Source organism: Citrobacter sedlakii (assembly GCF_018128425.1).
Classification (GTDB): Bacteria; Pseudomonadota; Gammaproteobacteria; order Enterobacterales; family Enterobacteriaceae; genus Citrobacter_A; species Citrobacter_A sedlakii.
Genome location: NZ_CP071070.1, coordinates 2,204,671 through 2,223,912, shown reverse-complemented (window position 1 = coordinate 2,223,912; position 19,242 = coordinate 2,204,671). Strand labels below are relative to the sequence as shown.

The following is a 19,242-nucleotide window of genomic DNA, read 5'->3' as shown; positions in this document are numbered from 1 at the left end:
TTGTGCGTATTTCGCACGTTTTTGCGTTGTTCGCACAAAATGTGACTCACTTAACGAAGCCAGGCAAGGGCGATAATCGAAATATGGTGCGATAATCGAACGAGGTGTATATTTGTGCGAAGAATGTGATCGATGGCGAACAATGAGGGAAAAACAGTGGAAAAACATCCGGACGATCGTCTGAGCAACGAAGCCGACCCGTTTAAGGGCGACCCGAATTTTATGGCCTCGCTGGCACGCGGGCTGGAGGTGATTCAGGCGTTTACGCCGCAGCGCCGGGTGATGTCGATATCGCAGATCAGCCAGAAGACCGGCATTCCGCGCGCAGCGGTACGCCGCTGTCTGTATACGTTGGGTAAACTGGGGTTTGTCTATGCTGATGACGGTAAAAATTTTGAACTGCGCCCCCGGATCCTGGCGCTGGGGCATGCTTACCTCGCCTCGACGCCCCTGGCGCGCGCCACGCAGCCGGTACTCAAGCATCTGAGCGATATGCTCAATGAATCCTGCTCCATCGCCACGCTGGACGGCGACGATATTCTCTATATTGCCCGCGCCTCCAGTTCGCGGATCATGACCATCGATCTGGACATTGGCAGCCGCCTGCCCGCGTGGTCTACCTCAATGGGCCGCGTACTGTTAAGCCACCTTTCGGAAGATAAACTGAATGATATGCTGGGAAGAATCACCATGATTCGCTACACCTCGCAAACCGTCGATTCTGTTTCGGCCCTACGCGCGGAGCTAAAAAAAGTGCGGCAACAGGGCTACGCGCTTAACGATCAGGAACTGGAGATGGGACTACGGTCAATTGCCGTACCGTTAACTAACGCCCAGGGACAGGTACAGGCAGCGTTGAATGTGGGCGTCCATGCCGGACAGGTTTCCGCGGAGGAACTGCGGACCCGGGTACTGCCAGAACTGCAAAAAGCCGCGCAGGAGCTGTCGCTGTTGCTACATTAACGGCTGCGTTTGGCGTGGCGTTCCCAGTTCTCCTGTTTTGCCTGTGCGGTTTTACGCAGCGCCACGTAACAGGCACCGCTGCCGCCGTGATGCGGCAGCGCCGTACAGTACGCCTGCACATCATCAAATTCGGTCAGCCAGCGCGCCACATAACTGCGCACGATATTCGCGTGCGAGTGATCGTCCCGCCCTTTACCGTGAATGATGAGCACATTACGTAAGCCATCCTGCAAAGACTGGAGAATAAAGCGGAACAATTGCTGGCGACAGACTTCCACCGGCTGGCGCAATAAGTTCAGGCTGGCCTGCTGACCGTATTTTCCGCCACGCAGTTTGTCGAGCACGCCCTGCTGTAGCCCCTCGCGGCGAAATTCCAGCGGTTGCGCCAGCGGGACAATGTCCAGAAAACCGGTGGTGAGGAAATTATCAAGCTGCAGCGTGTCGATACGCTGCGGCTTACGCGCGTTGCGCACCGGCTGCCAGTGAACGTCTGTACAACGTTTGAGAGGCTGGACATCCTCCATGGCGTCAAGAAACAGCGCTTTGTCGTCAAGGTTCATGCTTCATCCTCCCGTTTTTAAGACAACCGTTATCATAACCGTCCCCCTGAATAGCGACAATGGTTTACAGAAGTTTCCAGTAAGCGACGATGAATCCCTGTTTGTCCGTGCTATCAGCGCAGAATTTTAACGGGTGATACACTCCCAGTTTATCCGCAATTAAACTATCTGATTTAACTTATGATTTTTTAAAATCAATCACTAATACCGGCTGGACCCCCAACACCGCTCTTGCTATAAGTCATTACCCGCATTCAGGAAAACATCCGGGATTACTTAAGGAAATACTGCTGTGTGTACTGTAGAGTCTGGCGATGTCGACAGACTCTTTTTTTTATCCCAAATCAGGGGTATAGCGGCATGGAAGTTCGCCATGCTAGATTGATGACGGCTAATTAGCGGTACTGATACGAGGCGTCGAATGCTGACACTACTGGAAGATAAAATTGCGACCCCGCTGGGACCATTGTGGATCCTCTGCGACGAACAATTCCACCTGCGCGCCGTGGAATGGGAACAGCATAGCGACCGTATGGAACAACTGCTGGATATTCATTATCGGGCCGGGGGGTATTCCCGCATCCCGGCGAAAAACCCCGGCGGGCTGGCCGATAAACTGGCTGACTATTTTGCCGGGAATATCGATGTGATTGACACTCTCCCCACCGCAACCGGCGGAACGCCCTTCCAGCGCGACGTCTGGCAGATGTTACGCACTATTCCAAAAGGACAGGTGATGCACTATGGTCAGATGGCGGAACAGCTTGGTCGCCCCGGCGCGGCGCGCGCGGTGGGCGCAGCCAATGGCTCGAATCCCATCAGTATTGTGGTGCCTTGCCATCGCGTCATTGGCCGAAACGGCGCCCTGACCGGCTACGCTGGCGGTGTACAGCGCAAAGAGTGGTTACTGCGTCACGAAGGCTATTTGTTACTCTGAGTCCAGGCAATTCGTGCCTTCTTGCTCACACTTTTGCGTAAAGATGCCTCACTCAAGGTGAGGTTTTTCAACAAGATAGAAATATTTTCCGCTCACTTTCCGGAATTATCCGCTATTGCGCTCTGCTCAGACTTACGTGCCCACCAAAAAGATGTTAAAATTGACAAATATCAATTACGGCTTGAGCAGACCTATGATCCCGGAAAAGCGAATTATACGGCGCATTCAGTCTGGCGGTTGTGCTATCCATTGCCAGGATTGCAGTATCAGCCAGCTTTGCATCCCGTTCACACTTAACGAGCATGAGCTTGATCAGCTTGATAATATTATCGAGCGTAAAAAGCCGATCCAGAAAGGGCAAACCCTGTTTAAAGCAGGTGATGAGCTGAAATCGCTCTACGCCATTCGTTCCGGTACGATCAAGAGCTACACCATTACCGAACAAGGTGACGAACAGATTACCGGCTTCCACCTCGCGGGCGATCTGGTTGGCTTCGACGCTATCGGCAGTGGCCATCACCCAAGCTTTGCACAGGCGCTGGAAACCTCAATGGTCTGTGAAATCCCGTTTGAGACGCTGGACGATCTGTCAGGCAAAATGCCCAATCTGCGTCAGCAGATGATGCGCCTGATGAGCGGCGAAATCAAAGGCGACCAGGATATGATCCTGCTGCTGTCAAAGAAAAACGCGGAAGAGCGCCTGGCGGCATTTATCTATAACCTTTCTCGTCGTTTTGCCCAGCGTGGCTTCTCACCGCGCGAGTTTCGTCTGACCATGACCCGCGGCGATATCGGTAACTACCTCGGCCTGACTGTCGAAACCATCAGCCGTCTGCTGGGGCGTTTCCAGAAAAGCGGCATGCTGGCAGTAAAAGGCAAATACATTACCATCGAGAACAGCGAGGCGCTGGCGGTGCTTGCCGGTCACACGCGTAACGTCGCTTAATCTTTCCGCAACTTCTCCAGAAACCCTTCTGTCGAATCGCTAAATTTTCCTGATTTATTGATCTGACAGAAGGTTCTTCCCTGTTTCATTTCTCGTTATTGGGTTACTCTTTTAGTTACAGACTGCGGTGACAGTTGTAAGGAGACCCTGTATGGCTATGTATCAAAACATGCTGGTGGTTATCGATCCGAATCAGGACGATCAACCTGCGTTACGGCGTGCGGTTTATTTGCATCAACGGATTGGTGGCACCATAAAAGCCTTCCTGCCGATCTATGACTTTTCATACGAAATGACGACCCTGCTGTCGCCAGACGAGCGTACGGCAATGCGTCAGGGCGTCATCAGCCAGCGGACCGCATGGATCCGCGAACAGGCGAAATACTATCTCGAAGCAGGCGTTCCGATTGACATTAAAGTGGTCTGGCACAACCGTCCCTTTGAAGCCATCATTCAGGAGGTCATCAGCGGCGGACACGATCTGGTGCTAAAAATGGCCCACCAGCACGATAAACTGGAAGCGGTGATCTTCACGCCGACCGACTGGCATTTATTGCGTAAATGTCCGAGCCCGGTATGGATGGTCAAAGACCAGCCGTGGCCAGAAGGCGGGAAAGCGCTGGTGGCGGTGAACCTTGCCAGCGAAGAACCTTATCACAATGCGCTGAACGAGAAACTGGTTAAAGAAACCCTGCAACTGGCCGAGCAGGTCAACCATACCGAAGTGCATCTGGTTGGCGCCTATCCGGTCACTCCCATCAACATTGCTATTGAACTGCCCGAGTTCGACCCCAGCGTGTATAACGATGCGATTCGCGGTCAGCACCTGTTGGCGATGAAGTCTCTGCGCCAGAAATTCAGTATCGATGAAAAAGTCACCCACGTAGAGAAAGGATTACCGGAGGAGGTGATCCCGGATCTGGCTGAACATTTACAGGCGGGGATTGTGGTGCTGGGCACCGTGGGGCGTACCGGTATCTCCGCCGCGTTTCTTGGCAATACCGCGGAACAGGTTATCGATCATCTGCGCTGTGACCTGCTGGTCATCAAACCCGACCAGTATCAGACTCCGGTAGAACTCGACGACGACGAAGACGATTAACCATAAGATTAATAAGCGAAAGGCCCGAATGTCGGGCCTTTTCTTTTACGGTTTGTCATCCCCACCGAGGAAGTAAATCCCCAGCGGTATCGCCAGTAAAATCGTAAAGACCAGGCTGTAGACACAAATCATCGATGACTGGATGACGTACATTGATGTCGTCCAGTCCGCCAGCGGTATGTCGTACTGCTCAATCACCCCGCCAATGGTTGCACGCGTGACGACAGTCGCAGCGATGATGAATACGCCAAGCAGGCAAAGCAGGAATTTTTTTCCTCTCGCCGTCTTAAGCTTTCTCATGATCATGACGATCTCCTTCTGTAAGTGAAAGCTCCGTTACTTGTGCGTAACAATACCATGACATTGTGCTAAAGTCTGCTGTCATGTTCCGTCTCTTTACATTACATCCCTGTCAAATATTCAGTTTGGTTACAAACAGTCTGTCCATAATTGGATAATTAAAGCATTGCTATCCTATTTTCTACCCTCCAGAATAATCACTATCGGGGTGAACTTTTCATTAAAGTTGTCTCACATGTAATCTTATTTATGTCTATGGGTGATTGGGTATGGCGGAGATTTTTATTCAGGGCGACGATCATTACGCCCGAGTAGCCGTTGAGCATTTGGTAGCAAAAATAATAAATCATAATTCAAAAGCGTTAAATCCTGGTGCCAGTATAGCGGTTTTCATCTTTGAAAAATCGTGGATTGACGTATCAGAACTGAAAGCGCTGACCACGTGTAATGCGGAACGTATTTTAATTATTGGCAATCCTCAACTGTTAAATTTTTTGTCACTGAAAGTGGACGATCGCAAGATGTTCTATTGTGAGATTAATATGCCCCTTGTAACCATTGAAGCCAGACTATCTCTGCTGTTACGTAAAAGAAAAATTGCTATCCCTTTGTGCAAGGTGAGAAGCCCCAAAGAGCCACAAAGGATGCTCAACTGGAAGGAATTCATGATCATTTCACTGTATATCAGCGGCATTTCCGTCAGGGGAATCGCAGGCGTAATGCAACTGGACAGTAAAACGGTTTATACCTATAAAAGTCTGGCGATGCGCAAAATGGGACTGCGTAATAAAGTGAGTCTGGTCAGGCACTGGTGTCACTATCATTAATATACCGCCTCAGTGATTTTTCACTGAGGCGTGCTTGCATGTCATCCAAATATGAACGCCCCTTTTTTCCTCTTTTGTCCGCGCCTGAAAATCGATGAAATTCATTATTAAACTGTAATTCTTTTGTGCTCTTACGATACGTTTATTACGCTTAGCTGGCGAGCGATTAACGGAAACCGCTTCTGTTTGCGCCGACGGTATTATTTTTCTTGCATCGTTAACTCTGCAATCGGATTCATTTGATAATGAAGGAGTGCGGCGCGTTGCACGACTGTGTTACCTGTCTGTAGAAACAGGTGCGAGCGCTTGCGCCATTCTCTGTTGCGCGGCATGGACAATCATGCCGCGACTGGCATGGCATCTCCCTGCCGGGGCGGGTACCTTAATAGCCCCTGTGTGACCAGTCAGAAATGCCATGTTTACATTCAGTGCTTCACGATATACATCGTCCGGCTGTAGGCCACATCTTCAGGGTTGGCGATCGGATACCCCTTCAACCAGGGTTTGATCAGCCGTCCGTTGGTGTACTGATAAATCGGGGCGATGGGCGCTTGTTCCATAAGAATTTTTTCAGCCGCATTGTAATCGGCGTTACGCGCCTGGGCCGTATTTTCCAGCGTGGCCTGGGTAAGCACTTTGTCATACGCCGGGTTATTGAAGCGCGAAATATTGCCGGAATGGGTCGACGTTAGCAGCGACAAAAATGTCGACGGTTCGTTGTAATCGCCAACCCAGGAGGCGCGAATAACGTCAAAATTGCCGGTGTTGCGGCTGTCGATATAGGTTTTCCATTCCTGATTTTGCAATTTTACCTCTACGCCGAGATTTTTCTTCCACATCGAGGCCACTGCGATGGCAATCTTCTGATGATTTTCGGAGGTGTTATACAACAGCGTCAGCTTGAGCGGCTTCTGCGGTCCGTAACCCGCCGCGCGCAACAGCGTTTTCGCCTGCGCATTCAGCTCTTCCTGGCTCATTTGTTCGAATGGCGACGGCTCAGGTGTAAAGCCTGCGGTGACATCCGGCGTGAAACGCCAGGCCGGTTTTTCGCCCGTTCCTAACACTTTCCCGGCCATAATACGACGGTCAATGGTCAAGCTCAGCGCCAGACGCACGCGGGAATCCGCCGTAGGGCCTTTTTGTGTATTGAACGCGTAATAGTAGGTCCCCAGCTGCGGTGGTGTATAAACCTGACCGGGAATGTCCTTAAGCAGCTTTTGATACATGTTTTTCGGAAAGGACTCGGTGATATCAATATCCCCTGCCAGATAGCGTTTTGTGGCGGCGGATTCCTGATTGATTGGCAGAAAAGTGACCTTTTGCAGGACCGTTTTCGCATTGTCCCAGTATTGCGTATTCGGCACGACCACCAGCTTTTCGTTCACCACCCTGTCCTTCAGCACGTAAGCGCCATTGCCGATAAGATGACCCGGTTTGGTCCAGTCCTTCCCACTTTCGACGTTGGCTTTTTGCACCGGATAAAACGCAAAGTTAGCCGTCAGATTGGCGAACCACGGCAGCGGTTTATCCAGCTGGACTTTCAGCGTACGGGCATCCACGGCGCTAACGCCGAGTTTGTCCGGCGTCGCGTTGCCATCAATAATCGCCTGCGCGTTGTTGATGCCTGCCAGCGCCGCGAACCATGCGAAAGGAGAAAGGGTCTTCGGGTCAACCAGCCGTTGCCAGCTGTAGACAAAATCCTGCGCGGTGACAGGTGTACCGTCAGCCCAGCGGGCGTTCTCACGCAGGGTAAATGTCCAGATGCGGTTATCGTTGCTTTTCCATTGAGTGGCGACGCCGGGGATGATTTCCCCCTTTTCGTTCTGATTCACCAGCCCTTCATAAAGATCGCGGATGACCTGGATCTCCGGCAGCCCTACTGCTTTCGCCGGATCGAGCGTTGCCGGTTCGTCTTTGATATGGCGAACCAGCTCCTGTTTCTCTGCCAGTACCGTACCGCCGGGAACCTCCGCAGCCCAGGAGTAAGAGATGCTGCTTACCATCAGCGCACAACAGGTGACTGCAACAGAGTGCTTCATACGATTCCCTCAAAACGGCTTATCATTAATGGCGTAATTATTTGTTTCGCCATAGGGAAATGCAAATACCTTCCGGCAAAAAATTGATATCACGACCAAATATCCGGACGCGTGAAATCAATTTGATTATCGGCAAAAATTGCACAACACTGCGAAGACTATCCTCAGCAATCCGAGACGCTTATGACCGTTACCCGCCCACGCGCCGAGCGCGGCGCATTTCCGCCCGGCACTGAACATTATGGTCGATCGCTGTTAGGGGCCCCGCTGATCTGGTTTCCGGCTCCGGCGGCAGATCGTGAAAGCGGTTTAATCATTGCGGGAACGCACGGTGACGAAAATTCGTCGGTGGTTGCCCTTTCCTGCGCGCTGCGTACGCTGACGCCGTCGCTGCGCCGCCATCATGTGATCCTTGCGGTGAATCCGGACGGCTGTCAGTTAGGGCTGCGCGCCAACGCCAACGGCGTCGACCTGAACCGCAATTTTCCCGCCGCGAACTGGAAAGCCGGGGAAACGGTCTATCGCTGGAACAGCGCCGCCCCTGAGCGCGATGTGGTGCTATTAACGGGAGACCATCCGGGTTCAGAGCCGGAAACGCAGGCGCTTTGCCAGCTCATTCATCAGATTCATCCCGCGTGGGTGGTGTCGTTTCACGACCCGCTGGCCTGTATTGAAGATCCTGCCAGCAGCGAGCTGGGGGAATGGCTGGCGGAGGCATTTTCCCTGCCGCTTGTGACCAGCGTGGGCTATGAAACGCCCGGGTCTTTCGGCAGTTGGTGCGCGGACCTGAATTTGCATTGCGTCACTGCGGAATTCCCGCCGATCTCAGCAGATGAGGCCAGCGAGATTTACCTCCAGGCGATGTCCAGTCTGCTGCGCTGGCACCCTAAAGATGCAATTGTCCTGTCGTAAAGTGCAGCGACGGCTCCACGTCAACGGCCAGCCAGGTGGGGCCATCGAGATCGGCATACGTGACCTGCGGCGTGAGCGGTAGCGCCGCGCCGATCGCCCGCGATGTACAGAGCATACAGCCCAGCATCAGCGAAAAACCCTGCGCGCGAGCCTCTGTCGCCAGCGCCAGCGCCTCGGTCAGCCCTCCGGTTTTATCCAGTTTTATGTTGATCATTTCATAGCGTCCGCGCAGCGCCTTGAGACTGCTGCGGGTATGGCAACTCTCGTCGGCACAGAGGGGTAAAGGATGGATAAAATTCTCCAGCGCAACGTCATCCTGGGCCGGGAGCGGCTGTTCAAGCATGGCCACACCGAGATCCGCTAACAGCTGGCAGCGCGCCGCCAGGCCTTCCGCACGCCAGGACTCATTGGCATCGACAATAAGCGTCGCCTCCGGCACAGCCGAACGAATCGCCACCATCCGCTCGCTAATCAACCTGTCATCCAGTTTCACCTTTAACAGTCGCGCGCCCGTTTCCCACAGTGCCGCCGCGCTGGCGGCCATCTGTTCTGGCGTACCGATCACCACCGTTTGCGCCGTGGTGATCTCCGCGTCCAGCGTGACGCCGACAGCGTCGGCAAGCGTTTGCTGCTGCTGGCGAGCGCTAAGATCCCATAACGCGCAGTCAACGGCATTACGCGCCGCGCCAGCAGGAAGCACCTGCTGAAGTGCTTGCCGGGTCAGTCCCTTTTCCAGTTGCGGAACGATACTCATGATTTGCGCAAGGACAGACGCGTCGCTTTCGCCGTAGCGCGGATACGGCGTGCATTCCCCGATCCCTCTCACGCCATTTTCTTCCAGTTCAACCACCACCACCCGCGCTTCACTTCGGCTGCCGCGGGCAATCACAAAGGGAGTGTGTAACGGCCAGGCTTCCTCGTATACCTTTACTGCTCTCATCTTTTCTCCTCATGCGAAAACGTGGTCGTTTGTGCGTTACGCAGAAATAGCGTTTGCCGTGTTATCGGCTGTTGGCATAAACTAGCTACGACGTTAACTATATGTAAACAGGAAGATAACCATGTCACAAACCGTACATTTCCAGGGCAACCCGGTTGCAGTCGCCAACGCCATTCCACAAGCGGGTAGCAAGGCGCAGCCTTTTACCCTCGTGGCAAAAGATCTGTCCGACGTCGCGCTGAGCCAGTATGCGGGCAAGCGTAAAGTGCTGAACATTTTCCCGAGCATCGATACCGGCGTTTGCGCGGCATCGGTACGTAAGTTTAACCAACTGGCCACCGAGATCGAGAATACCGTTGTGCTGTGCGTGTCTGCGGACCTGCCGTTCGCCCAGTCTCGCTTCTGCGGCGCGGAAGGCCTGAGCAACGTTGTTACGCTTTCTACCCTGCGCAACCCTGAGTTCCTGAAAAACTACGGTGTAGAAATCACCGATGGCCCGCTGAAAGGCCTGGCTGCGCGTGCCGTGGTGGTGATTGATGAGAACGACAACGTGATTTTTAGCCAACTGGTAAACGAAATCACTCACGAGCCTGATTATGCTGCGGCGCTGGACGTGCTGAAAGCATAATTGCCAACGGGTGCGCCGGATAGCGGTTGATACTTAATCCGGCCTACCGGCGCCCCCACAGGCCTGATGCGGATAACGCAATCAGGCCTTCCAGAGCGATTCCCCTTCCCCTTTATTCTTCACCCTTCTTCTGGCTCAGCCCATATTCCCGCAGCTTATTGGCGATAGCCGTATGCGACACGCCCAACCGTTTTGCCAGTTTGCGCGTGCTCGGATAGTTACGATAAAGCTGGGTTAACACCGAACGCTCAAAGCGGCTGGTGATTTCATCCAGCGAACCTTCCATTGCGTCTTCGCCTACCGCCACGGCGGAGGCGTCGTAATCTGGCAATAAAATATCCTGCGGCCGCAGTTCATAACCCTCAAGCTGGGTCAGCGCGCGATAAACGGCATTTTTAAGCTGTCGCACATTGCCCGGCCAACCGTAACGGGTCAGGACTGTGCTTAAGTCGGCAGAGAGTTTAGGACGCGGTACGCCCTGCTCGTCGGCAAAACGCGCCACGAACAGTTCGGTCAACGGCATGATGTCCTGCGGGCAATCGCGCAGCGGCGGCAGATTCAGGGTCAACACGTTAAGACGATAGTAAAGATCTTCCCGGAACACCCCTTTCTGCACCAGCTCAACAAGGTTTTTCTGGGTAGCGCAGATCACACGTACGTCAACGTGCACTTCGTGATCTTCTCCGACACGGCGGAACGTGCCGTCGTTCAGGAAGCGCAGCAGTTTAGTCTGCATCCGCGGCGACATCTCGCCAATCTCGTCAAGCAGCACCGAACCGCCGTTCGCCTGTTCGAAAAAGCCTTTTTTGCCTTCCGGCGCGTGACCAAACAGCTCACTTTCAACGGCGTCCTCGGGGATCGACGCGCAGTTGAGCGCCAGATAGGGTTTCCCCGCACGCGGGCTGGCCTGATGGCAAGCATAGGCAAACAGATCTTTTCCCGTACCGGTATCGCCGGTAATCAGTAGCGGCGCGCTGAGGGTCGCCAGCTTACGCGCCTGCTCTACCACATGTTTCATTTTGGCGCTGACGGCGATGATCTGGCTGAAGGCGCTGACGTCCTGCGTCGCCAGGTTTTGCAGCTGGCGGCCCATACGGATGGTCGAGCGTAGCATCACTACCGCGCCGGTCAGCATCTGCTGCTCGGCTTCGCCCTGCAGATACACCGGGGTGATTTCCATCAGGAAATTCTGGCCGTTAATGACCACGTGCTCGTTATGCGAATTTTGCGGATTTCCCTCCAGCCAGCGCTGAAAGTTAAAACCGTTGATCAGTTGGGCAGCGGTATGATTGCGCATCCGCTCCAGGTTGAGCGCAAAAAGTTGACAGCTTGCCGGGTTCGCCATGTCGATTTTGCTTTTCAGATCGAGCGACAGAACCGGTTCCGGCAGGGCTTCAAGCAGCGCGCTCAGCGCCAGATGCTCTCGCTCAGAAGGCATCCACGGCACCGTTCGCACGTCCGTCACGCCGGATATACGGCGAATCTCCGCCATCAGGCTGCTGAAGTGATTGAACTCCAGTTCGGCAAAATTGAGGTAAATTCGCCCAATCGGATCTATCTCTATACCGCGTAAATCAATGCCGCGCAGCACCAGCAGGTCGAGTAATTCACGGGTCAGACCAAGACGGTCTTCACAAAAGACTTCCAGACGCATGGGGAGAACCTTCACCTGAATAAAGAACGTTAAATAAGATGATAAGCCAGGATTCGGATAGCAGGAAGGATTCTGTCAACAAATATTGACAGCATGATGGAAAAACAGGCGTTTCGGCGTAAAGATACGCGGTCAACGCCTGTCTGGTCAGGATTTTTCCCGGGCAGCGGCGTTTTTCTGCAAGGTCTCTTTCACCTGCCCAATAAGCTGACGACGAAAATCGCCCAGTCGCGGTTTATCATCCTCCATCCACGGCAGCGGGCGGCAAAGTTCCATCGCTTTGATGCCCAGACGCGCGGTCAGCAGTCCGGCGCCAATGCCCTGCGCAGCGCGCGTGGATAAGCGGGCGGCAAGATCCTGCGACATCCAGTCCATACCGACTTCTCGCACCAGTTCGCTGGCGCCGGCAAAGGCGATGTTCAGCAGGACCAGACGGAACAGACGCAAACGGCTGTAATAGCCCAACTCAATGCCGTACAGCGCGGCGATACGGTTAATCAACCGCAGGTTACGCCAGGCGATAAACGCCATATCCACCAGCGCCAGCGGACTGACGGCGATCATCAGCGTAGACTCCGCCGCCGAACGGCTGATTTCACGTCTTGCCTGCGCATCCAGCACCGGTTGCACCAGATGCGCATACAGGCTGACGATCTCACGATCGTTCTGGGTCTCGTGTATCGAGGCGTACCACCGTTGTAGCGCCGGATGTGATTGATCGATTCCCGCCTGCCGCGCCAGCTTTTCACAAAACGCGCGGGCTTTCCCGGTTCCGTGGCTGTGCAGCAGTTCCCGGGCGTCGTCGCGTTCGTGGGCGCGCTGGCGTAAGCGCCACAGACGTCGCCATTCCGTCGCCACAGAACCCACGCCCGCGCCGATAATCAATGCGCCGGCAGCACACCCACCCAGCGCCACCCAGTCCTGAGTTTGCCAGGCATTGAGCGTCCACTGGACACCCTGGCCCACGACGCTGGCGCCAAACAGCGCCAGCCCGCCCATGACCATTTTGCGCCACAGGCTGCGTTTTGGGCGCAATGCTGCGTCAATCACCGCTTCGGCTTGCCCTTCTTCTTCCAGCGGTTCGTCGATGTTAGCCGGAGCGAAGCTTTGCGCCTGCGCCTCACTAAACGTCTGCTGCGCCCTGAACACCGGATCCTGCTCCGGCTCAAGCGGACCGGCGAAATCGATACGCGGTTTTAACGGCTCGCTCATCGCAATTTATCTCCTATTAAAAATTCCAGCGCGGCATCCAGGCGAATGTGCGGCAGCGGTTTGTCGACATCCATTTTTTGCGGACGAAACGCCTCAAACTGAAAGCCCTGACTGTCCCAGAAAGCCTGCCCGGGCAGACGTGCGGGCACCTCACCCGGGTAGACAGTCAGCGGCGCGCCATCGCTTAAGCGATTTCCCCGCAGGGCCGGGATTTTTTCGCCGTTCACGTCAATCAGCCCGCTGGTGGTTGCCTGAACGGAAGCCAGCCCCAGACAGTCCATGCTGATCCCCTCAAAGGCCGCGTTCTGCCAGGCGTCCTGAATCAGCTGTTGCAGGAGCGAGACCATATTGGCGTGCTGGTCGAGTGTCACGTGGTCCGCTTTGGTCGCCGCAAACAGCAGCTTATCAATCACCGGCGAAAACAGCCGCCGGAACAGCGTACGTTGACCGTAATGGAAGCTTTGCATCAGTTGCGTTAAGGCCAGACGCATATCATTGAATGCGTGTGGTCCGCTGTTCAGCGGTTGCAGACAATCAACCAGGACAATCTGGCGATCGAAACGCAGGAAATGATTTTTATAAAACCCCTTTACGACCTTTTCGCAGTAGTAATTAAAGCGTTCGCGCAACATGCCGGCGTTGGTGTGTTTATCCGCCTGCGCCAGTTTTGACTCTCCCCAGGCATCGACGTCCGGCCACGGGAAAAACTGCAACGCTGGCGCGCCGGCCATATCACCGGGCAGCACGAAACGGCCGGGCTGGATAAAATGTAGCCCTTCCTGCTTGCACTGGTGAAGGTAATCAGTCCAGGCGGCGGCAATCTCCGCCAGCCGGTTTTCATCGGCCTGCGCCAGGGGATCCAGCCCTTCGCTGAGCTTGCGCCACGTCGCCGACCATTCTGCGCGCTGCCCCTGAAGCAGCCCGGTCATTTGCCGCGACCAACTGAGGTAATCCTGCGCCAGCATCGGCAAGTCGAGCAGCCACTCCCCCGGGTAATCGACAATTTCCAGATACAGCGTTGATGTGTCTTTGAAATGACGCAGTAACGAGTCATTGGATTTGTAGCGCAGCGCGAGGCGAATTTCACTGACGCCACGGGTTGGCGTCGGCCAGGTCGGCGGCTCGCCATACAGCTGCGCCAGCCCTTCATCGTAGGTGAAACGCGGAATGCCGAAATCACGCTGCGGCACCCGTTTTACGCCAAGCAGGCGTTCTTCACGCACCGCACTGAGCAAGGGCAAACGCGCCCCGGCATGAATGTTGAGCAGTTGGTTAACCAGCGCGGTGATAAACGCGGTCTTTCCGCTCCGGCTCAGTCCGGTAACCGCCAGGCGTAAATGCCGGTCGACGCCGCGATTGACCAGCGCATTGAGTTCATTGGTGAGTCTCTTCATCGCCATCCCGTTATGCCTGAAGGCCAGAAAAAATTATAACGTATACCGGTTATGATGGGGGCAGGTTATTGATTATCAAGCGGCTGTGGACGGGGCGTCGGCTTCGTATCAGTTCGTGTCTTATCTGTTCTTATTACGGCTCAAGTATTAAGAACAGAAAAAACATTCAGAAGAACATTATCAAATAATATTCACACCATATTTACTGTTGGCAAAAGAAAAGTAACACTCCGTATACACGGCATATTTGAATATTCATAGACGAATATTTACATATCATGATATAATACGGTAGAAAAAACGCAGATTATTAATCTGCAAGTAATGTAAATAAATTTTCGAGGAGCGAATTCCAGTGGGACGTAAATGGGCCAATATCGTTGCAAAAAAAACGGCTAAAGACGGTGCAACGTCTAAAGTATACGCAAAATTCGGTGTGGAAATCTATGCTGCAGCGAAACAAGGTGAACCCGACCCAGAATTAAACTCATCTCTAAAATTCGTTATTGAACGTGCAAAACAAGCGCAGGTTCCAAAACACGTTATCGATAAAGCCATTGATAAAGCCAAAGGTGGCGGAGATGAAACGTTCGTCCAGGGACGTTATGAAGGCTTTGGACCCAATGGTTCAATGATTATCGCTGAAACGTTGACGTCAAATGTTAATCGTACGATTGCGAATGTCCGCACAATTTTCAATAAAAATGGCGGGAATATCGGGGCGGCAGGTTCTGTCAGTTATATGTTTGACAATACTGGCGTGATTGTATTTAAAGGAACAGACCCTGACCGTATTTTTGAAATTTTGCTTGATGCTGAAGTGGATGTTCGTGATGTCACCGAAGAAGACGGAAATATCGTTATTTATACTGAATCCACAGACCTTCACAAAGGCATTGCAGCGTTAAAAGCGGCTGGAATCACTGAATTCACAACAACATCATTAGAAATGATCGCTCAATCAGAAATTGAACTTTCACCAGAAGATTTAGCAATTTTTGAAGGGCTTGTTGATGCCCTTGAAGATGACGATGATGTTCAAAAAGTTTATCATAACGTTGCAAATCTCTGATCCTAAATGAATTAGGCAGCAGCATTTCCAACCGGGTGGTTGATTATAAAATAACCCTCAAAATCCAGCGCAGGCACCTTTTTCACTAAGCATCGGAGCGATGTAGAAGGTGGTGCCCGCAAACGCTATAAACAGATCGTGGTATCCTTTTCATGGTGATCCTGGTGTAGTGGCAGGTTTTATTCTACGTGGGCTGTGGGTCATCTATACTTTCGATGATTTTTCCCTTAACCCGGAGAACACCATGCTCGAACTTCGCCCTGACTGCGAATGGTGCGATCGCGATCTGCCGCCAGAATCAACGGAAGCCTTTATCTGTTCGTTCGAATGTACCTTTTGCAGTGATTGCGTGACTCAGCGGCTTCACGGCAGTTGCCCGAACTGCGGGGGGGAATTGGTTCGACGTCCGGTACGTCCCGCAACGGCCCTGTTGCAATATCCGGCCTCAACGCAGCGCCGTCATAAACACCGGGCGTAAAACCTTCCTGTTTCAGGTCAGGTTGTTGATTATCCAACACGTTATGTTGTCAACGACTGGCTAACTCCATAAGATGGGTGGCATTAACTCTCTGATGGAGTTCCTGAATTATGTCGCCCACTATTTATGATATTGCCCGCGTTGCGGGTGTGTCGAAGTCGACGGTTTCCCGAGTACTTAATAAGCAAACCAATATATCGCCCGAAGCGCGTGAAAAAGTCCTGCGCGCCATCGACGAATTACAGTATCAGCCCAACAAACTGGCCCGCGCCCTGACCTCCTCTGGCTTTGATGCCATTATGGTCATTTCCACCCGCTCCACCAAAACCACCGCCGGAAATCCGTTCTTCTCTGAAGTGCTGCATGCCATTACCGCCAAGGCCGAAGAAGAAGGTTTCGACGTGATTTTGCAGACGTCACGCAGCAGTGAAGACGACCTGCAAAAATGTGAGAGCAAAATTAAGCAGAAAATGATCAAGGGCATTATTATGCTCAGCTCACCTGCGGATGAGTCCTTTTTCGCGCGGCTGGATAAATATGATATTCCGGTGGTGGTTATTGGCAAAGTGGAGGGTCAGTACGATCATGTCTATTCTGTCGATACCGATAATTACCGCGACAGCATTGCGCTAACCGATGCGTTGATCAACAGCGGCCACCGGCTTATCGCCTGCCTGCACGCGCCGCTGGATTATCACGTCTCCGTTGACCGGGTGAATGGCTATAAGTCCAGCCTTCAGGCACACCAGTTGACGATCCGCGATGAGTGGATTATCGACGGCGGTTACACCCATGAATCCGCGCTATGCGCCGCCAGAGCCTTGCTGAGCCAGAGCACATTACCGGATGCCGTCTTCGCCACGGACAGCCTGAAATTAATGAGCCTCTATCGTGCGGCAGCGGAATTGAATATTGCCATTCCGCAGCAGCTCGCCGTAGTGGGCTACAGTAATGAAATGCTGTCGTTTATTCTGACGCCGCCGCCGGGCGGAATTGATGTGCCAACGCAGGAACTTGGGGAAGAAAGTTGCGCTTTGCTGTTTAAATTAATTCGCGGCAAAAAGGGTCTGCAACATATCACCGTCACGACCCAAATCGCTCTTGCGGGATCGCTGGCGTAAAAACGGGGCGTATTCTGCCCCGTGAGTGAGTGCGTTATCCATAACGCCTGTCAGCGCTGCGCCGCCATCCGGCCGTGCGTTGACAATTAGAAAGCGTAATTCACGCCGACACCGGCGTAGTGGAAATGATCCCGCTCGCCTTCATCGTGATCCTGCCATTCAAACGCATATTCCAGCGTCATGGATAATCCATTCTGGAAATCATAGGCGTACAGCATACCGAGGCGGTTGAAATCATGACCTTCGCGTTCGATGTCGTCCTGCCAGTCCCAGTTGCTCCAGCGATCAAGACCAATACGGGTATATGGCGTCAGCGTGGTGTTGCCTAATGCCACCGGTAGATAAGCGCGAATTTCCTGCGTCGAGAATTCACCGTTGTTCCGCGACTTGTCGATATTGAAACCGCGTTCAAGGTAATAATTGGTCACCAGGGAGAACGTTTCGTTAATATTCCATGTAAAACCCGTCTCCGTTTCGACGCGGCTGTCGGAATAACCGGTTGTCGATAAATCATTAACGAACTGATACAGGGACAACCAGCCGCCAAAGCGCACGTTATCGCTAATCTTAACATCCCAGTCCGGCGACACTTTCCAGCGCTGCATATTCGCGGTGTCTTTACCCGGTTCATTAACGTAGTGATAGCCGTAATTACGGAAACCGCCGGTCAGACCAAAATTGACGTCGTCGCTTTCCAGAAACTGATAACGCACTTCCAGTTCCGGGCGGTCAAACCAGGTGCCGCGCTTACCCGCGCTGTAATCAACCGGCCCTTCCTGATAATACGCCAGCGAGATTTTCCACGGCCCGTTGGCGGCGTTGAAATAGACGGAGGGTTCAGCCAGCCCGTCCATATCTTCACCCTGGCCTTCGACGTTTTCGATTTCATACATGGCGCCGACATTAAAATGCCAGTCATTATTTTCTGCAGCCTGCGCGCAGGCCATTCCTGCGCACATCAGCAGCGCAGTAGAGGACAGTAAGGTTTTCATTATTATTCCTTGTATAAATACAGATAAATAAAATGAGCTAAAGCCAGGAGAACAGGTTCTCCCGGCAAGTTTTCTCGTTAAATAGCGAATTCAGTTTCTGCGTCAAAGAAATGGCATTTCGCCATATCAAAATGAATGGTGATATTGTCTCCTGCGTGATAATCATTAACCGCTCCGGCACGGACCACCAACTCGTGCCCCCCAATGGTGGTGTACAGCATAAATTCCGCGCCGGTCAGTTCTGCGACGCTTATTTTTGCCGCCACGCTATTTTCCTGTTGCGACTCGGGATGAATATCCTCAGGACGAATACCCATCACCACCGCTTTATGTTCGTAGCCTTTTGCTCTCAGCCCCTGTAATTTGTCTTCCGGAATGGTTAATTTCAGGGTTTCGGTTACAAACTGATTGCCGTCGATCGCGCCGCGAATAAAATTCATTGCCGGTGAGCCAATAAATCCCGCGACAAACATATTTGCCGGGTGGTTATAGACCGTTTTCGGCGCGCCCACCTGCTGTACTATCCCGTCTTTCATAATGACGATACGCGTCGCCATGGTCATCGCTTCCGTCTGGTCGTGCGTCACGTAGATCATGGTGGTGTTCAGCTTCTGGTGCAGCTTGCTGATTTCCGCGCGCATCTGCACACGCAGTTTGGCATCGAGGTTCGATAAGGGCTCATCCATCAGGAACACCCCGGCTTCACGCACAATAGCACGTCCTAACGCTACGCGCTGACGCTGACCGCCGGATAACGCGCCCGGTTTGCGCTTCAGATAGTCCCGCAAGCCAAGGATCTGCGCCGCCCAGTTGACGCGTTCATCAATAATAGTCGGGTCAATCTTCTGCATTTTCAGCCCAAACGCCATGTTGTCGTACACGGACATATGCGGATACAGCGCGTAGTTCTGAAAGACCATCGCGATATTGCGCGATTTTGCCGGAACATCGTTCATCCGTTTGCCGTCGATCAGCAGATCGCCAGCGCTGATCTCTTCCAGTCCGGCAATCATGCGCAGCGTGGTGGATTTACCACAGCCTGACGGACCGACAAAAACGATGAACTCTTTGTCTTCGATCTCCAGGTTAAAATCTTTCACTACGTGAACCTGGTTGTCGTAAATCTTCTGAATATGTTGCAACGAGAGCTGTGCCATAGTGATTC

General features: G+C 53.0%; 19 protein-coding genes. 10 read left to right on the top strand and 9 right to left on the bottom strand.

Annotated elements, in window-relative coordinates:
- Positions 1-156: 156 nt before the first annotated feature.
- Positions 157-963 carry an IclR family transcriptional regulator domain-containing protein gene (locus JY391_RS10650; protein ID WP_211935792.1) on the top strand — a complete coding sequence of 269 codons (807 nt, stop codon included), beginning with the start codon at positions 157-159 and terminating at the stop codon, positions 961-963.
- Here JY391_RS10650 and smrA read toward each other — a convergent pair.
- Positions 960-1,523 carry a DNA endonuclease SmrA gene (gene smrA, locus JY391_RS10645; RefSeq protein ID WP_042283291.1) on the bottom strand — a complete coding sequence of 188 codons (564 nt, stop codon included), beginning with the start codon at positions 1,521-1,523 and terminating at the stop codon, positions 960-962. The two genes, JY391_RS10650 and smrA, sit on opposite strands and share 4 nt — an antisense overlap.
- Positions 1,524-1,944: 421 nt before the next feature.
- Between smrA and ogt the strand changes: the two genes are divergently transcribed.
- The 3 genes from ogt to uspE all read left to right on the top strand — a co-directional run bounded on the left by ogt (position 1,945) and on the right by uspE (position 4,508).
- Positions 1,945-2,460 carry a methylated-DNA--[protein]-cysteine S-methyltransferase gene (gene ogt / locus JY391_RS10640; RefSeq protein WP_042283293.1) on the top strand — a complete coding sequence of 172 codons (516 nt, stop codon included), beginning with the start codon at positions 1,945-1,947 and terminating at the stop codon, positions 2,458-2,460.
- A 193-nt stretch (positions 2,461-2,653) separates the two neighbouring features.
- Complete coding sequence (fnr, locus tag JY391_RS10635; protein WP_060571260.1) at positions 2,654-3,406, top strand: fumarate/nitrate reduction transcriptional regulator Fnr; 753 nt, start codon at positions 2,654-2,656, stop codon at positions 3,404-3,406.
- Positions 3,407-3,557: 151 nt separating this feature from the next.
- Positions 3,558-4,508, top strand: a complete 951-nt coding sequence (gene uspE, locus JY391_RS10630) for a universal stress protein UspE (protein ID WP_042283298.1) — start codon at positions 3,558-3,560, stop codon at positions 4,506-4,508.
- A 45-nt stretch (positions 4,509-4,553) separates the two neighbouring features.
- Here the strand turns inward: uspE and JY391_RS10625 are convergent, their stop codons facing one another.
- Positions 4,554-4,814: a DUF2534 family protein gene (locus tag JY391_RS10625; protein WP_042283301.1), complete on the bottom strand. Its 261-nt coding sequence runs from the start codon at positions 4,812-4,814 to the stop codon at positions 4,554-4,556.
- A gap of 263 nt (positions 4,815-5,077) precedes the next feature.
- Between JY391_RS10625 and JY391_RS10620 the strand changes: the two genes are divergently transcribed.
- The gene (locus JY391_RS10620) at positions 5,078-5,635 is read left to right on the top strand and encodes a LuxR C-terminal-related transcriptional regulator (protein ID WP_181823123.1); all 558 of its coding nucleotides are present in this window, start codon (positions 5,078-5,080) and stop codon (positions 5,633-5,635) included.
- A gap of 425 nt (positions 5,636-6,060) precedes the next feature.
- Here JY391_RS10620 and JY391_RS10615 read toward each other — a convergent pair whose 3' ends face one another.
- Positions 6,061-7,674, bottom strand: coding sequence for a peptide ABC transporter substrate-binding protein (locus tag JY391_RS10615; RefSeq protein WP_181823122.1), 1,614 nt, complete (start codon positions 7,672-7,674; stop codon positions 6,061-6,063).
- Positions 7,675-7,857: 183 nt separating this feature from the next.
- Between JY391_RS10615 and mpaA the strand changes: the two genes are divergently transcribed.
- A complete protein-coding gene (gene mpaA, locus JY391_RS10610) occupies positions 7,858-8,586 on the top strand; it encodes a murein tripeptide amidase MpaA (protein ID WP_211935704.1) in 729 nt (242 codons plus the stop codon).
- Here the strand turns inward: mpaA and ycjG are convergent.
- On the bottom strand, positions 8,561-9,526 hold the full coding sequence (gene ycjG / locus JY391_RS10605) for an L-Ala-D/L-Glu epimerase (RefSeq protein WP_042283308.1): 966 nt from the start codon (positions 9,524-9,526) through the stop codon (positions 8,561-8,563). The genes mpaA and ycjG overlap by 26 nt on opposite strands.
- A gap of 121 nt (positions 9,527-9,647) precedes the next feature.
- Between ycjG and tpx the strand changes: the two genes are divergently transcribed.
- A complete protein-coding gene (gene tpx / locus JY391_RS10600) occupies positions 9,648-10,154 on the top strand; it encodes a thiol peroxidase (RefSeq protein WP_042283311.1) in 507 nt (168 codons plus the stop codon).
- A 112-nt stretch (positions 10,155-10,266) separates the two neighbouring features.
- Here tpx and tyrR read toward each other — a convergent pair whose 3' ends face one another.
- From tyrR to JY391_RS10585, 3 genes are all read right to left on the bottom strand, one after another.
- Entirely contained in the window at positions 10,267-11,808 is a 1,542-nt protein-coding gene (tyrR, locus tag JY391_RS10595) for a transcriptional regulator TyrR (RefSeq protein WP_060571265.1), read from the bottom strand.
- A gap of 147 nt (positions 11,809-11,955) precedes the next feature.
- The gene (locus tag JY391_RS10590) at positions 11,956-13,020 is read right to left on the bottom strand and encodes a YcjF family protein (protein WP_181823119.1); all 1,065 of its coding nucleotides are present in this window, start codon (positions 13,018-13,020) and stop codon (positions 11,956-11,958) included.
- Entirely contained in the window at positions 13,017-14,414 is a 1,398-nt protein-coding gene (locus JY391_RS10585; protein ID WP_042284697.1) for a YcjX family GTP-binding protein, read from the bottom strand. The genes JY391_RS10590 and JY391_RS10585 overlap by 4 nt, the downstream gene beginning before the upstream one ends.
- A gap of 355 nt (positions 14,415-14,769) precedes the next feature.
- Here JY391_RS10585 and JY391_RS10580 point away from each other — a divergent pair, with 355 nt between their 5' ends.
- The 3 genes from JY391_RS10580 (at position 14,770) to JY391_RS10570 (ending at position 17,085) form a co-directional block, all read left to right on the top strand.
- Complete coding sequence (locus JY391_RS10580; protein WP_042283320.1) at positions 14,770-15,486, top strand: YebC/PmpR family DNA-binding transcriptional regulator; 717 nt, start codon at positions 14,770-14,772, stop codon at positions 15,484-15,486.
- A 244-nt stretch (positions 15,487-15,730) separates the two neighbouring features.
- Positions 15,731-15,964, top strand: coding sequence for a DUF1272 domain-containing protein (locus tag JY391_RS10575; RefSeq protein WP_200033452.1), 234 nt, complete (start codon positions 15,731-15,733; stop codon positions 15,962-15,964).
- Positions 15,965-16,074: 110 nt separating this feature from the next.
- Positions 16,075-17,085 carry a LacI family DNA-binding transcriptional regulator gene (locus JY391_RS10570; protein WP_205612067.1) on the top strand — a complete coding sequence of 337 codons (1,011 nt, stop codon included), beginning with the start codon at positions 16,075-16,077 and terminating at the stop codon, positions 17,083-17,085.
- Positions 17,086-17,171: 86 nt separating this feature from the next.
- Here JY391_RS10570 and JY391_RS10565 read toward each other — a convergent pair whose 3' ends face one another.
- Together JY391_RS10565 and JY391_RS10560 are read right to left on the bottom strand one after the other, a co-directional pair.
- The gene (locus tag JY391_RS10565) at positions 17,172-18,077 is read right to left on the bottom strand and encodes an OmpG family monomeric porin (protein ID WP_211935703.1); all 906 of its coding nucleotides are present in this window, start codon (positions 18,075-18,077) and stop codon (positions 17,172-17,174) included.
- A gap of 77 nt (positions 18,078-18,154) precedes the next feature.
- On the bottom strand, positions 18,155-19,234 hold the full coding sequence (locus JY391_RS10560) for an ABC transporter ATP-binding protein (protein WP_181823116.1): 1,080 nt from the start codon (positions 19,232-19,234) through the stop codon (positions 18,155-18,157).
- Positions 19,235-19,242: the final 8 nt, after the last annotated feature.